We start from the raw sequence: 14,099 nt of genomic DNA, 5'->3' as shown, positions 1-14,099 counted from the left end.
CGGACGTTTCATGGCCGGGCACGACCAACCCACCCATCGCACGCTGCCGCGCTTTTCGGCGACTTTCGACCCGCACACCATCGTCGAGATCCAGCGCGCTGCCGCCACCGGCATCTATGACATCCGCGGCGGCGGCGCCAAGCGCAAGCTGCCGCATTTCGACGACCTGTTGTTCCTGGGCGCGTCGATCTCGCGCTATCCGCTGGAAGGCTACCGCGAGAAGTGCGGCACCAACGTGCTGCTCGGCACGCGCTTTGCGAAGAAGCCGATCGAGCTGAAGATCCCCATCACCATCGCCGGCATGAGCTTCGGCGCGCTGTCGGGACCTGCCAAGGAGGCGCTCGGCCGCGGCGCCTCCGCCATGGGCACGTCGACGACGACCGGCGACGGCGGCATGACGCCGGAAGAGCGCGGCCATTCCTCGCTGCTGGTCTATCAGGTGCTGCCGTCGCGCTACGGCATGAACCCGGTCGACCTGCGCCGCGCCGATGCCATCGAAGTGGTGATCGGGCAGGGCGCCAAGCCCGGCGGCGGCGGCATGCTGCTCGGCCAGAAGATCACCAAGCGCGTCGCCGATATGCGTCGGCTGCCGGAAGGCATCGACCAGCGCTCGGCCTGCCGCCATCCGGACTGGACCGGTCCTGACGATCTCGAGATCAAGATCGAGGAATTGCGCGAGATCACCGACTGGCAGAAGCCGATCTTCGTCAAGGTCGGCGCCTCAAGGCCCTATTACGACACCGCGCTGGCGGTGAAGTCCGGCGCCGACGTGGTGGTGCTCGACGGCATGCAGGGCGGCACGGCCGCCACGCAGGACGTGTTCATCGAGAATGTCGGTCTGCCGATCCTCGCCGCCATCCGGCCGGCCGTGCAGGCGCTGCAGGACCTCGGCCTGCATCGCAAGGTGCAACTGATTGTGTCGGGCGGCATCCGCACCGGCGCCGATGTCGCAAAGGCGCTGGCGCTCGGCGCCGACGCGGTGTCGATCGGCACTGCGGCGCTGATCGCGCTCGGCGATAACGATCCGCGGCTGGAGGATGAATACCGCGCGCTCGGCACCACCGCCGGCGCCTATGACGACTGGCACGAGGGCCGCGATCCCGCCGGCATCACCACGCAGGATCCGCAGCTGGCCGCACGGCTCGATCCGGTGCTGGCCGGCCGCCGCCTTGCCAACTATCTCGCGGTGCTGACGCTGGAGTGCCAGACCATCGCGCGCGCCTGCGGCAAGAGCCACGTCCACAATCTCGAACCGGAAGATCTGGTGGCGCTGACGGTGGAGGCTGCCGCGATGGCTGGCGTGCCGCTTGCAGGCACCGACTGGATACCGGGGAAGACTTACTGAGTTTCATCATCGTGCGGGGGCGACATGACGGATCTGGCGGCGACAGCTAAAGAACGCGGCATCAAGAATTTCCTGATCGCCTATACCGACCTGTTCGGGACACTGCGCGCCAAGCTGGTCCCCGCCAGCGCCATCAACGGCATGATGAAAAACGGCGCGGGCTTTGCCGGCTTCGCCACCTGGCTCGACATGACGCCGGCCGATCCCGACGTGCTGGCGATGCCGGATATCTCGAGCATGATCCAGTTGCCGTGGAAGCCGGAAGTGGCGTGGCTCGCCGCCGATCCGTGGATGAGCGGCAAGCCCGTCGAGCAGGCGCCGCGCAATACCCTGAAACGACTGATCGCCAAGGCCGGACCGGGGATGCAGTTGAAGAGCGGCGTCGAATGCGAGTTCTTCCTGATCTCGCCCGACGGCCGCGGCATCGACGATACCGCCGATCGTCAGGCCAAACCCTGTTACGACCAGTCCGCCCTGATGCGCCGCTACGAGGTCATCAGCGAGATCAGCGACTGCATGCAGGAGCTCGGCTGGGGTCCGTACCAGAGCGACCATGAGGATGCCAACGGTCAGTTCGAGATGAACTGGGGCTATGACGACGCTTTGGTCACCGCCGACCGCCACGTGTTTTTCAAATACATGGCCAAGTCGATCGCCGAGAAGCACGGCATGCGCGCCACCTTCATGCCCAAGCCGTTCAGCCATCTCACCGGCAACGGCTGCCACGTCCACGTCTCCCTGTGGGATGGCGACCGCAACCTGTTCGAGGACGACAAGGGCGAGCTTGGCGTCTCCGCGCTGGGCTATCATTTCATCGGCGGCATCATCCATTCCGCCGATGCCATGGCGGCGATCCTCAATCCCACGGTGAATTCCTACAAGCGCATCAACGCGCCGCGCACCCTGTCCGGCGCCACCTGGTCGCCCAACACGGTGACCTATACCGGCAACAACCGCACCCACATGATCCGCATTCCCGAGGCCGGCCGCTTCGAGCTGCGGCTGCCGGACGGCGCCGCCAACCCCTATGCCATGCAGGCCGCGATCATCGCCGCCGGCCTCGACGGGATCGCCAGCAAGCGCGATCCGGGCAAGCGCCTCGACATCAACATGTACACCGACGGCCACACCGTCGGCGACGTCAAGCGGCTGCCCCTCAACCTGCTCGACGCCATCCGCGCACTGGAGCAGTCCGAGCTGCTGCAGCAGAGCCTGGGGCCGCTGGTGCCGGCCTATCTCAAGCTGAAGAAGCAGGAATGGGACGACTACGCCCGTCATCTTACGGAGTGGGAGCGCGATACTACGCTGGACTGCTAGGGCGCGAATGGTGCCGGTTTGCGGCGAAATCCGGCGATTCGCCCCGACAAAAACGCCCTGAGGCCTTGTTTTGAAGGGTTGATCGAAAATAAATGGCGAAAACACCGTGAAAAACTGTGAAATTCGCATTGAGTGCGAGTTTTTCCTGCGGTTTCCCCATAGTGTTTGACGACCGAATCACCCCCAAAGGAGCCTCACATGGCCGACCAAATGACCAAGTCCCAGCTGATCGAGAAGATCAACGAGTCCCACACCGAGCTGACCAAGAAGGACGTCAAGGGCGTTCTCGAGACGCTCGCCACCATCGGCTACAAGGAACTGAAGAAGAACGGCGTTTTCCTCGTTCCCGGTTTCGCGAAATTCGTGGTCATCAAGAAGCCCGCCACCAAGGCGCGCAAGGGCACCAATCCCTTCACTGGCGAACCGATGACCTTCAAGGCCAAGCCGGCCCGCAAGATCGTGCGCGCCCGTCCGGTCAAGGCCGCCAAGGACGCGGTCTGATCCGACCCGCGATTGCCGCCCGGTAATCGCATCAGGCTTTGAGTCTGATCGCGGCGTCCTGCACCAGCAGGGCGCCGCGATTGCGTTTGCGATGAAGTGTGTCCTGCTTTGCGTAGGACAATGGAACGGCCCCTCATCCTGAGGAGCGGTCGTTTTCGACCGCGTCTCGAAGGATTGGGCCCACATTCTCATGGTTCGAGACGCGCGCAAGGGCGCGCTCCTCACCATGAGGACGGTGGTGTCCGACACGTGAACAGTTATCCCAGCAGCCGCTTCTTGTAGGCCACCGCATCCATGTCGCGGATGTCGACGCTGAGGCTTTTGGTCTGGGGCAGCAGCCGAACCATGGCCGCGCGCAGGGCCTCGCTGAGCGCCACCTTCTGAGCCGGCGTGCGGCCTTCCAGCAGGGACAGCGTCACGTGGCAGAAGCCGTCGCGCTTCCCGGCTACCAGATAGGTCGCATAGGACATCGCGCGGATCTTGAGATCCTCCGCCTGCACCACGCCGGTGGCCGCCGCCGCCTCGTGCAGCGCCTGCATCAGCGTCGTTGCGTCGAAGGAGGCGTGGCCGTCGGTGGAATGTTCGATGACGATATGCGGCATGGAATCTCCATTGGTTGAATGACACGCCGCCTTTCACCTCTCCCCGCCCAGCGAAGCTTCGCTTCGCGCGGCGGGGAGAGGTAAAGTGCGCTCTTCCAGACCTACAGCAGCATCGACTTCACCGACTCCGCGCCCTCGCGCAGCAGCGGCAGGAAGCGGTCGATCATTTCGCCGGTGGAGACGCGGTCGACATGGGCGCCCATGTTGATGGCCGCGGCGATGGTGCCGTCATAGCGCAGCACCGGCACGGCGATCGAGCGGAAGCCCGGCTCGGCCTCGCGGTCGACCAGCGAATAGCCCTTTTCGCGGTCGGTGATGATGGTGGCCTTCAGCAGGTCCTTGTCGGTGACGGTGTGCGGCGTCAGCGGCGCCAGCTCCATCGCGTCGATGGTTTCGGCCAGCGCGCTGTTGGAGAGTTGGCCGAGCAGGACGCGCCCGACCGAGCTGCAGAAGGCAGGCAGCCGGTAGCCGAGATCGATGCCGGCGGAGAACACCCGCGCCGGGCTGCTGCGCGCCACGAAGATCACCTCGTTGCCGTCGAGAATCGCCAGCGAGGAGATTTCCTGCGCCGCGCTCGACACCCGGTCGAGCACCGGCTGCAGGATCGTCACCACCTGGTTGGAGGTGAGATAGGAGGACGCCAACGACAGCACGCGCGGCGTCAGCGTGAACAGCTTGCCGTCGCTGGCGACATAGCCCGCGCGTTCCAGCGTGAACAGGATGCGCCGCGCAGTGGCACGCGGCAGGTCGGCAGCCTTGGCGAGATCGCTCAGCGTCATCGGGCGCGGGTGGGCGCCGAACAGCTCGAACACCCGCAGTCCGCGGTCGAGGCTTTCGATGAAGTCGGTGCCGCGCGCATCGTCGGGATCGCGTTTCAGTTTCGGCATCGCATCCTCGCGCGCGTCAACCGACGGCTTCCAGTTTCTTCAGGTCGAAGGCGAGGTCGGCAGCCTGTTCCGGGGTCGGCGACTGCGATGCGGCAATCAGCCGGCGCGCGATCATCTGGTCGCCCGGCCGGTTGATGCTGTCCACCGCGGTCAGGGTGGTGCCGCGATAGTAGAACACCGAGAACTTGCCTTGCTCGATGGCGCCGCGGATCACCGCAACATCGCTGGGTGCCGACAGGCCGACGATCTGCAGCTTGGCGTCGTACTGGTCGGACCAGAATCGCGGCACGCTGTCATTGGGCTCGGACTTGCCGGCAATGGCGGCGCCGACAGCCTTGCCCTGGTCGGTGGCGTTCTGCACGGATTCCAGCCGCACCCGCCGGCCGACAAGCCGGTTGTAGTGGTTGCTGCAATCGCCGGCCGCATAGATCCCTGGCACATCGGTGCGGCCGCAGTCGTCGACGTCGATGCCGTTGCTGCAATGGATGCCCGCTTGCGAGGCCAGTTCGTCGTTGGCGATGCCGCCGATGCCGGCGACGATGAGATTGCCATGCACGCTGCTGCCATCGCCGCACACCACGTCATGGGCGCTGTCCGGGCCGTCGTCGATGCGCACCGCGGTCTCGTTGAAGCGGATATCGACGCCGTGACCCTGATGCAGGTCGCGCAGGTAGTTGGAGATCAGCGGCGATACCGCGCGCTCCAGCAAGCGCGAGGCCGCCTCGATCAGCGTCACCGTCTTGCCGGCCTTGGCGGCGGTGGCCGCCACTTCGAGTCCGATGAAGCCGCCGCCGACGATCACCACCGAGCGGGCCGCGTCGAGGCGCCGCTTCAGGTCGACCGCGTCGTCGAGGGTGCGCAGATAGGAAATGCCGTCGCGGTCATGGCCGGGAATGGCAAGTTTGCGCGCGCGGGAGCCGGTGGCGATCAGCAGCGTGTCATAGGTGAGGCGCTCGCCGCCTTGCAGCTCGACGCAGCGGGCGTCGCGATCGATCCGTATGGCGCGGTGGCCGAGCGTCATATCGATGCGCTGGGCGGCAAAAAAATCGGCGCCGCGCAGGATCAGGTTGCTGTGCGCCACGCTGCCGGACAGAAAGCCCTTGGACAGCGGCGGCCGCTGATAGGGCAGGTCGGCCTCGTCGGCGACGATGCGGATCGGCGCCTGGTAGCCGGCTTCGCGCGCGCTGATGGCCGCCTGGACGCCGGCATAGGATGCGCCAATGATCAGCAGGCCGCTCATAGCGGGTGTCCCGGCGTGCAGAAGCTGGAGATGGAGAGGGTTCGGGGCACGGCGGACTCCTTGCGATGTGGCGTATATCGAACAAGCGTTCGCCGGGTGCAAGCCAATGCTGCGGGCAGCCTTGCCCAGCATCGCGGCAACCGCTGCCACAACAATCCTCTTGCTTGGAATTCATCTAGATATAAAATCGCCCATAAGTTCAATAGACGAACAAATATGTTTGGCCGCTGGCGGAGAATTCCGCGCGATATCGTTCAATTCGAGGGCCCTCACCATGATGAGCCAAGAGCAAAATGATCTGATCACCCGGGTCGGGCCGAAGGCGCCGGCCGGCAAGCTGATGCGCAATTACTGGCAGCCGGCGGCGCTGGTGGATGAACTTGACGGCCCGCGCCCGATCAAGCCGGTCCGGCTGCTCGGCGAGGATTTTGTCATCTTCCGCGATGAAGCGGGGCGCTACGGCCTGCTCGACCGCGACTGCCCGCATCGCGGCGCCGATCTCGCCTTCGGCCGGCTCGAAGGCGGCGGCGTGCGCTGCGCCTTTCACGGCTGGCTGTTCGACGTCAACGGCAAGTGCCTGGAGACGCCGGCCGAACCCGCGACCTCCAAGCTGTGCGCCGGCATCAAGCAGCGCGCTTATCCGGTGATGGAAAAGGGTGGCATCCTCTGGGCCTATCTCGGCGAAGGCGAGCCGCCGGCATTTCCCGAACTCGACTGTTTCGCAGCCCCCGGCGCCTACACTTTTGCCTTCAAGGGCCTGTTCGAATGCAACTGGCTGCAGGCGCTGGAGGTCGGCATCGATCCCGCGCATGCCTCGTTCCTGCATCGCTTCTTCGAGGACGAGGACACGTCGGCGGCCTATGGCAAGCAGTTCCGCGGCGCTTCCGCCGGAAGCGAGCTGCCGATGACCAAGATCCTGCGCGAATACGATCGTCCGATCATCAACGTGGAAAGCACCGAATACGGGTTGCGGCTGATTGCGCTGCGCCAGCTCGACGACGAGCGCACCCATGTGCGCGTCACCAACCAGGTGTTCCCCCACGGTTTTGTCATTCCCATGAGCACCGAGATGACCATTTCGCAGTGGCACGTGCCGGTGGATGACGAGAACTGCTACTGGTATGCGATCTTCACCAGCTACACCAAGCCGGTCGACAAGGTGAAGATGCGCGCGCAGAGGCTCGAGCTCTACGAATTGCCGGATTACAAGTCGCGAAAAAACCGCAGCAACGATTACGGTTTCGATCCGCACGAGCAGGCGACCGAGACCTATACCGGCATGGGCGCCGACATCAACGTCCACGACCAGTGGGCGGTGGAATCCATGGGCAAGATCCAGGACCGCACCCGCGAGCATCTCGGCAGTTCCGACAAGGCGATCATCGCCTACAGAAAACTGCTGCGCGCCGAGATCGAGAAGGTCGCCGGCGGCCAGAAGCCGATGATGGTCCTCGACGCCAGCAATGCGCGCAGCATCCAGGGGCCGGGCACCATGGACGGCATCGGCCCGACCAGGGGCTGGGAAACCTACTGGATGGAAGTTGACGTCGCCCGCCGCCGCGGCGCACCTTGGGCCGCACCGGTGCCGAACGAGACGCCGGCCACCGTGACCCGCATGACGGCGGCGGAGTAACCACTTAACCTCGCCCCGCTTTTGCGGGGAGAGGTCGAACCCTCGCGTGAGCGAGGCTTCGGGTGAGGGGCTGCCCGTGTTTCGCTCAAGAGGCCCTCACCCGACGCGAATGACCTGCGGTCTTTCGCGCCACCCTCTCCCGCCTGGCGAAGCTTTGCTTCGCTGGGCGGGGGGAAGATGCCCGCGCTTGTTTGATCGAATGAGGAGATCGCGTTGAGTTTCGTCGAACGTCACGGGTTGTGGTCCGCAGAACAGAAGGATGCTGCCGTCCGGCTGCGCCGCATCGTTGAGGAGCAGAAGCTGGAAGTGATCCGGCTGTCGTTCCCGGACCAGCACGGCATCCTGCGCGGCAAGACGCTGATCGCCAGCGAGGCACTGCGCTGCCTGGAAAACGGCTGCAGCATCACCACCACCATGTTCGCCAAGGACACCTCGCACAAGTCGGTGTTTCCGGTGTTCACCGCCGGCGGCGGCTTCGGCATTCCCGAAATGCAGGGCGCCGCCGACGCGCTGATGATTCCCGATCCGCTGACCTTCCGCGTGCTGCCGTGGGTCGAGGCCACCGGCTGGCTGCTGTGCGACGTGCATTTCGCCGATGGCCGTCCGGTGCCGTTCGCCACCCGCAATCTCTACAAGGGCGTGCTCGCCGATCTCAACAAGCGCGGTTACGATTTCGTCGCCGGCCTCGAGGTCGAGTGCCACATCTTCAAGTCCGAGGAGATGCGGATGGCGCCGGAGGATGCCGGCCAGCCCGGTCGTCCGCCGGAGGTGAGCCTGCTGTCGCTCGGCTACCAGTATCTCACCGAGCAGCGCTACGACCAGATGGAGCCGGTGCTGGAATTCATCCGCCGCGACGTGCTGGCGCTCGGCCTGCCGTTGCGTTCGATCGAAGTGGAATACGGCCCGAGCCAGTGCGAATTCACCTTCGCGCCGACCGTGGGCATGGCGCCGGCGGACAGCATGGTGCTGTTCCGCTCAGCGGTGAAACAGATCTGCCATCGCCGCGGCTATCACGCCACCTTCATGTGCCGGCCGAAGATTCCCAACGTGGTCTCGTCCGGCTGGCATCTGCACCAGTCGATCGTGGCGCGCGATGGCGGCACCAACGCCTTCATGTCCACGGAGGAGAACGTGCCGCTGTCGCCGTTCGGCCGCGGCTGGCTCGCCGGCCTGCTGGCCCACGCCCGCGCCGCCACCGTGTTCACCACGCCGACCATCAACGGCTACAAGCGCTACCGCTCCTATTCGCTGGCGCCGGACCGCGCGATCTGGGGCCGCGACAACCGCGGCGCCATGATCCGCGTGCTCGGCGGTCCCAACGATTCCGCGACGCGGCTGGAAAACCGCGTCGGCGAGCCCGCCGCCAATCCCTATCTCTACATGTCGTCGCAGATCCTCGCCGGGCTCGACGGCGTCGACCGCGCGCTCGATCCCGGTCCGTCGGCGGATACGCCTTATGAGAGCGACGCGCCGCTGCTGCCGAAGTCGCTGCGCGAGGCGGTGTTTGCGCTGAAGGATGATCCGTTCTTCCGCGATGCCATGGGCGCAACGATGGTGGATTATTACACCCACATCAAACTCGCCGAGGTCGAGCGTTTCCAGGCGGAGGTTTCCGACTGGGAGCAGCGCGAATATTTCGAGATGTTTTGACGCGCCTGCTCTGGCGCATTACGGCACATCTATTGAATACACGTTTGTCGAAACTTCGTGACCAACACCGGGGACCAATGATGATCAGACACCGCCAATCGATTCTTGCATTCGCCTTCCTGGGCCTGATGACCGGCGCGGCCTCGGCCGACGTGATCAAGGTCGGCGTCATCGGGACCATGTCCGGTCCCTACGCGCTGTTCGGCCAGAACTTCAAGATGGGCATCGATGCCTGGGTCGCCGAACACGGCAACAAGGTCGGCAGCCATGAGGTCGAGTTCGTCTACAAGGACGAGGAGAGCCCGAACCCCGCCAAGTCGAAGGCGCTGGCCCAGGAACTGATCGTCAAGGACAAGGTGCAGTATCTCGCCGGCGTCTATTTCACCCCGAACGCCATGGCCATTGCACCGCTGCTGGAGGAGTCCAAGACCCCGCTGGTGGTGATGAATGCCGCCACCTCGGCCATCGTCGAAAAAAGCCCCTATATCGTGCGCACCTCGTTCACCATGTGGCAGAACACCGTGCCGGCCGCCAACGTCGCCTTCAAGAACGGCGCCAAGAAGGTGGCGATCGCGGTCAGCGATTACGGCCCGGGCATCGACGCCGAGGCGGCGTTCAAGAAGACCTTCGAGACCGCCGGTGGCGCCGTGGTCGAGGCGATCCGCATTCCGCTCGCCACCACCGACTTCAGCCCGATCATGCAGCGCATCAAGAATTCCGGCGCCGACACCATCTTCACCTTCCTGCCGTCGGGGCCGCCGACCCTCGGCTTCGTCAAGGCCTATATCGACAACGGCCTGAAGGCGGGCGGCGTCAAGCTGATGTCCACCGGCGACGTGGTCACCGAGCCCGATCTGCCGACCATCGGCGATTCCGGTATCGGCATTTTGTCGACCTATCACTATTCGGTGTCGCATGACTCGCCGGAGAACAGGGCGTTCCTCGCCTCGATCCAGAAGGGTGGCGGCAAGCTCGATGACGTCACCATGACATCGGTCGCCGCCTATGACGGTGCCCGCCTAATCTACAAGATGATCGAGGCCACCGACGGCAAGCGCGATCCGGAAAAGGCCCTGGCCGCCGTCAAGGGCATGAAGTGGGTCAGCCCGCGCGGCCCGGTCTCCATCGATCCCGCCACCCGCCACATCCGCCAGAACGTCTATCTGCGCTCGGTGGAGAAGGTCGACGGCAAGCTGATCAACAAGGAAAGCCAGACCTTTGACGCCCAGCCGGACTGGGCGCTGAGCAAGGAGTAGGAATCTGTGGCTGACTGGCTGATGGTGGTACGCACCCCTTTTCAGCCAGTCGTCCCCGCGAAGGCGGGGACCCATAGACACCGCGCTCTCGGATAAAATGCTTCAGGCCGTCGCGGTTCTGCTTTCGACGACGGTGGTTATGGGTCCCCGCCTTCGCGGGGACGACCGTGGAGAGAGCCAGCATCCTCTCGTTCAGAATGTTTGCGGCAACCGCCGTTTCTGCGAATAAAGTACCCCATGCGCCTTGCCCTCAGCATACTCACCGACGCCCTGGCCTATGGCATGGTGCTGTTCATCATCTCCATCGGTCTGTCGATCATGATGGGGTTGATGCGCGTGGTGAATCTGGCGCATGGCGCTTTCGCCATGATCGGCGGCTATCTCGCGTCCTATGCGATCCGCGACCTGCACGTGCATTACAGCGTCGCGATCATGCTCGCCGTGGTCGGCACCATTATCGTTTCGATCCCGTTCGAGCTGCTGCTGTATCGACGGATCTATCGCAAGTCCGATCCGCTGATCCAGGTGCTGATGACCATCGGCATCACCTTCTTCATCATCGGCGTCGTCAATTTCATCTTCGGCCCGACGCTGAAGTCCATCCCGCTGCCGGCCACCCTGAGCGGCCCGCTGGATATCGGCTTCCGTTCGATCCCGACGCATCGGCTGTTCGTCATTGCCTGCGGCCTCGTGACGGCGCTTCTGTTGTGGCTGCTGATCGAAAAGACCGAATTCGGCATCAAGCTGCGCGCCTCGGTCGATCACAGCGGCATGGCCGACGCGCTGGGCATCCGCACCGAGATCATCTATGCGGCGACCTTCGCGCTGGCCATCGGCCTCGGCGCGTTCGGCGGCGTGGTCGGCGCCGAGATCCTGCCGATCGAGCCGTTCTACGCGCTGCGCTACATGGTGACGTTCCTGGTGGTGGTCTCCGTCGGCGGCGCCGGCTCGATCACCGGCGCGCTGTCGGCGTCCCTGCTGCTCGGCCTTGCCGACACCACCGGCAAGTACCTGGCGCCGGAATTCGGCGAGTTCTTCTTCTATCTCACCGTGATCGTCATCGTGTTCCTGTTTCCGCACGGTCTGTTCGGCAGGAAGCACACATGAGTGAGATTGCCGTGAGCCAAGTTCCGCATCGACGGATGATTCCCTTCGCGCAGGAAGCCGGCGGCGCGCTGGCCATTGCCTTGCTCGGTACCATCGGCTGGTTCCTGTTTCCCGACGATCTGGCCTTCCTGACGCGGCTGATCGGCATTTCGTTTCTGGTGCTGTCACTGGATCTCGTCACCGGCTATTGCGGCATCGCCACGCTCGGCCATGCCGCGCAGTTTGGCGTCGCCGCCTATGCCGCCGGCATTGCCTGCGTGCGCGGCGTCACCGATCCGCTGGCGTTGCTCGGTGTCGGCCTCGTTGCCGGCACGCTGATGGGCCTGATCTCCGGCGCGCTGATCGCGCGCTTTCGCGGCCTGCCGCAATTGGTGCTGTCCATCGCCGTCGGGCAACTGGTGGCGGCGCTCGCCAACAAGCTGCAATGGCTCACCGGCGGCAGCGACGGCCTCTCAGGCATCGAGCCGTCAAAGGTGTTCGGCATCTACGGTTTCGACATGTACAGCCGCACCGCTTTCCTGTTTTCGCTGGCAGTCTTGATCGTCGTGTTCGTCGTGCTGTCGCGCTTCGTGCGCTCGCCGTTCGGGCTGATGTGCCGGGCCATCAAGGATGACGACCTGCGCGCCAAGATGATCGGCGTGGGCGTCTATCCGCGGCTCGTCATCATGTACGGCGTCTCCGGCGCGGTGGCCGGCATCGGCGGCGCGCTGACCGCCATGAGCACCGGCGTGGTCGGGCTCGACAGCGTCAGCTTCGAGCGCTCCGCGGAAGTGCTGGTGATGCTGGTGCTGGGCGGCGCCGGGCATCTGTGGGGGGCGCTGGCCGGCGCTGTGCTGTTCCAGATCTTCGAGCACATCGTCGCCGCCGCCAACCCGTTTCACTGGATGACACTGGTCGGCCTGCTGCTGATCGGCATCGTGGTGTTCGCGCCGCGGGGGTTGATCGAGCCCGTGCTGGCGCTGGCGCAGCGCCTGCGCCATGGGAGGGCATCATGACCGCCCTGCTCGAAGCCCGCGGCATCTCGCGCGCCTTTGGCGGCTTGCACGTGACCAACAATGTCAGCTTTGCGCTGCAGCCCGGCGACCGCGTGGCGCTGATCGGTCCCAACGGCGCCGGCAAGACCACTTTGGTCAACCTCATCACCGGCGACATCGCGCCGAGCGTCGGGGCGTTCCTGATGTCGGGCGACGACATCACCGCCGAGAGCATTCCCGCTCGCGTGCAGCGCGGCCTGGTGCGCACGTTCCAGACCACCCGGCTGTTCCAGACCCTCACCGTGGCTGACAATGTGGCCCTGGCCATCATGCAGCGCCGCGGCATCGCCCGACGGTTCTTTTCGCGCGCCACCGAACGGCCCGATGTGCGCGCCGAATGGAGCGACATCCTGGCTCGTGTCGGCCTCGATGCGCTGGCCTACCGCAAGGTCTCCGAACTGGCCTACGGCCAGCAGCGATTGATTGAGCTGGCGATAGGCATTGCGCTGAAGCCCAAGGTGCTGCTGCTCGATGAGCCCGCCGCCGGCGTGCCCCATGACGAGGCGCCGCGGATTCTCGACGTCATCAACGCGCTGCCATCCGACATCGCGGTGCTGATGATCGAGCACGACATGGATCTGGTGTTCAAGTTCGCCAGCCGCGTGCTGGTGCTGGCGGCAGGAAGGCTGATCTTCGAAGGCTCGCCGAAAGACGTCACCGCCGATCACGAAGTCCGCCGTGCCTATCTGGGGAGCTATGCCGATGCCCGCCGCGCCCCTTGAGATCAGCGGCCTGTGCGCCGGCTATGGTCCGACCCGGATCATCGAGGACATTTCGTTTGCGGTGAAGGCCGGCGGTCGTCTTGCGGTGCTCGGCCGCAACGGCATGGGCAAGACCACGCTGCTCGCCACCCTGATGGGCCTGACCACGCGCCATGGCGGCCGGATCGGCATCGGCGACGAGGACATCACATCCCGGCGCACCTCGGCGCGCGCGGAGCGCGGCATCGGCTATGTGCCGCAGACCCGCGACATCTTTCCGTCGCTGACCGTCGAGGAGAATCTGCGCACCGGGTTGAAGGAGCGCCCGCCATCGGCGCTGGACGAGGCCTATGCCATGTTCCCGCGGCTGCGCGAGCGGCGCGGCAATTACGGCAAGCAGTCTGTCCGGCGGCGAGCAGCAGATGCTGTCGATGGCCCGCACGCTGCTCGGCAAGCCGTCCATCCTGCTGCTCGACGAGCCGCTCGAGGGCCTCGCGCCGGTGATCTGCGACGAGCTGATGGCGCTGCTGACCCGGCTCGCCGCCGGCGGCGAGGTCACCATCATCCTGGTCGAGCAGCAGATCGAACGCGCGCTGGATTTTGCCGACAGTGTGATGGTGATGGAACGCGGCCGCATCGGCTGGACCGGCGCACCTGACGCGCTGCGATCCGACCGCGCGCTGGTCGACCGGCTGGTCGGGGTGGGGATTCATTAATTGAGTTCTTCACCTCTCCCCGCCGCGCGAAGCAAAGCTTCGCTAGGCGGGGAGGGGTCGACCGGCGGAGCGCAGCGACGTCGGTCGGGTGAGGGGGCTATCGTGTAAAA

General features: G+C 65.0%; 12 protein-coding genes and 1 pseudogene. 10 read left to right on the top strand and 3 right to left on the bottom strand.

Features of this window, described 5'->3' with window-relative positions:
• The first annotated feature begins 10 nt into the window (after nt 1-10).
• The 3 genes from ACUXVA_RS29885 to ACUXVA_RS29875 all read left to right on the top strand — a co-directional run bounded on the left by ACUXVA_RS29885 (nt 11) and on the right by ACUXVA_RS29875 (nt 3,163).
• Entirely contained in the window at nt 11-1,345 is a 1,335-nt protein-coding gene (locus ACUXVA_RS29885) for an FMN-binding glutamate synthase family protein (protein WP_265082305.1), read from the top strand.
• A gap of 24 nt (nt 1,346-1,369) precedes the next feature.
• Entirely contained in the window at nt 1,370-2,662 is a 1,293-nt protein-coding gene (gene glnT / locus ACUXVA_RS29880; RefSeq protein WP_265082306.1) for a type III glutamate--ammonia ligase, read from the top strand.
• Nucleotides 2,663-2,860: 198 nt separating this feature from the next.
• On the top strand, nt 2,861-3,163 hold the full coding sequence (locus ACUXVA_RS29875; protein WP_265082307.1) for an HU family DNA-binding protein: 303 nt from the start codon (nt 2,861-2,863) through the stop codon (nt 3,161-3,163).
• Between the two features lie 257 nt (nt 3,164-3,420).
• On the opposite strand, the gene ACUXVA_RS29870 is transcribed toward ACUXVA_RS29875, so the two are convergent.
• From ACUXVA_RS29870 to ACUXVA_RS29860, 3 genes are all read right to left on the bottom strand, one after another.
• Nucleotides 3,421-3,765: a 5-carboxymethyl-2-hydroxymuconate Delta-isomerase gene (locus ACUXVA_RS29870; RefSeq protein ID WP_445489863.1), complete on the bottom strand. Its 345-nt coding sequence runs from the start codon at nt 3,763-3,765 to the stop codon at nt 3,421-3,423.
• 101 nt (nt 3,766-3,866) lie between these two features.
• Nucleotides 3,867-4,652, bottom strand: coding sequence for an IclR family transcriptional regulator domain-containing protein (locus tag ACUXVA_RS29865; RefSeq protein ID WP_265082309.1), 786 nt, complete (start codon nt 4,650-4,652; stop codon nt 3,867-3,869).
• Between the two features lie 16 nt (nt 4,653-4,668).
• Nucleotides 4,669-5,892, bottom strand: a complete 1,224-nt coding sequence (locus tag ACUXVA_RS29860) for an NAD(P)/FAD-dependent oxidoreductase (RefSeq protein WP_445489861.1) — start codon at nt 5,890-5,892, stop codon at nt 4,669-4,671.
• A gap of 274 nt (nt 5,893-6,166) precedes the next feature.
• Here ACUXVA_RS29860 and ACUXVA_RS29855 point away from each other — a divergent pair, with 274 nt between their 5' ends.
• The 7 genes and pseudogenes from ACUXVA_RS29855 (at nt 6,167) to ACUXVA_RS29825 (ending at nt 13,989) form a co-directional block, all read left to right on the top strand.
• Complete coding sequence (locus ACUXVA_RS29855; protein ID WP_265082312.1) at nt 6,167-7,525, top strand: aromatic ring-hydroxylating dioxygenase subunit alpha; 1,359 nt, start codon at nt 6,167-6,169, stop codon at nt 7,523-7,525.
• A gap of 213 nt (nt 7,526-7,738) precedes the next feature.
• Nucleotides 7,739-9,175: a glutamine synthetase family protein gene (locus ACUXVA_RS29850; protein ID WP_265082313.1), complete on the top strand. Its 1,437-nt coding sequence runs from the start codon at nt 7,739-7,741 to the stop codon at nt 9,173-9,175.
• Between the two features lie 80 nt (nt 9,176-9,255).
• Nucleotides 9,256-10,431, top strand: a complete 1,176-nt coding sequence (locus ACUXVA_RS29845) for an ABC transporter substrate-binding protein (RefSeq protein WP_445489858.1) — start codon at nt 9,256-9,258, stop codon at nt 10,429-10,431.
• Nucleotides 10,432-10,668: 237 nt separating this feature from the next.
• Nucleotides 10,669-11,538, top strand: coding sequence for a branched-chain amino acid ABC transporter permease (locus ACUXVA_RS29840; protein ID WP_265082314.1), 870 nt, complete (start codon nt 10,669-10,671; stop codon nt 11,536-11,538).
• Nucleotides 11,535-12,533, top strand: coding sequence for a branched-chain amino acid ABC transporter permease (locus tag ACUXVA_RS29835; RefSeq protein ID WP_445489856.1), 999 nt, complete (start codon nt 11,535-11,537; stop codon nt 12,531-12,533). Before ACUXVA_RS29840 ends, ACUXVA_RS29835 begins: the two co-directional genes overlap by 4 nt.
• On the top strand, nt 12,530-13,294 hold the full coding sequence (locus tag ACUXVA_RS29830; RefSeq protein ID WP_265082315.1) for an ABC transporter ATP-binding protein: 765 nt from the start codon (nt 12,530-12,532) through the stop codon (nt 13,292-13,294). The genes ACUXVA_RS29835 and ACUXVA_RS29830 overlap by 4 nt, the downstream gene beginning before the upstream one ends.
• A pseudogene (locus ACUXVA_RS29825) lies at nt 13,275-13,989 on the top strand (ABC transporter ATP-binding protein). The gene ACUXVA_RS29830 and the pseudogene ACUXVA_RS29825 overlap by 20 nt, the downstream one beginning before the upstream one ends.
• The last annotated feature ends 110 nt before the right edge of the window (nt 13,990-14,099 follow it).

The sequence above is a fragment of the Rhodopseudomonas sp. RCAM05734 genome (assembly GCF_052658035.1).
The sequence above is the reverse complement of the archived record's forward strand: the minus strand, read 5'-3'. Positions and strand labels throughout refer to the sequence as shown.

Excerpts from the sequence above, each read along its gene's own strand:
- ACUXVA_RS29885 (WP_265082305.1), top strand. The coding sequence starts at position 11 with ATGGCCGGGCACGACCAACCCACCCATCGCACGCTGCCGCGCTTTTCG.
- glnT (WP_265082306.1), top strand. The coding sequence starts at position 1,370 with ATGACGGATCTGGCGGCGACAGCTAAAGAACGCGGCATCAAGAATTTC.
- ACUXVA_RS29875 (WP_265082307.1), top strand. The coding sequence starts at position 2,861 with ATGGCCGACCAAATGACCAAGTCCCAGCTGATCGAGAAGATCAACGAG.
- ACUXVA_RS29870 (WP_445489863.1), bottom strand. The coding sequence starts at position 3,765 with ATGCCGCATATCGTCATCGAACATTCCACCGACGGCCACGCCTCCTTC.
- ACUXVA_RS29865 (WP_265082309.1), bottom strand. The coding sequence starts at position 4,652 with ATGCCGAAACTGAAACGCGATCCCGACGATGCGCGCGGCACCGACTTC.
- ACUXVA_RS29860 (WP_445489861.1), bottom strand. The coding sequence starts at position 5,892 with ATGAGCGGCCTGCTGATCATTGGCGCATCCTATGCCGGCGTCCAGGCG.
- ACUXVA_RS29855 (WP_265082312.1), top strand. The coding sequence starts at position 6,167 with ATGATGAGCCAAGAGCAAAATGATCTGATCACCCGGGTCGGGCCGAAG.
- ACUXVA_RS29845 (WP_445489858.1), top strand. The coding sequence starts at position 9,256 with ATGATCAGACACCGCCAATCGATTCTTGCATTCGCCTTCCTGGGCCTG.
- ACUXVA_RS29840 (WP_265082314.1), top strand. The coding sequence starts at position 10,669 with ATGCGCCTTGCCCTCAGCATACTCACCGACGCCCTGGCCTATGGCATG.
- ACUXVA_RS29835 (WP_445489856.1), top strand. The coding sequence starts at position 11,535 with ATGAGTGAGATTGCCGTGAGCCAAGTTCCGCATCGACGGATGATTCCC.
- ACUXVA_RS29830 (WP_265082315.1), top strand. The coding sequence starts at position 12,530 with ATGACCGCCCTGCTCGAAGCCCGCGGCATCTCGCGCGCCTTTGGCGGC.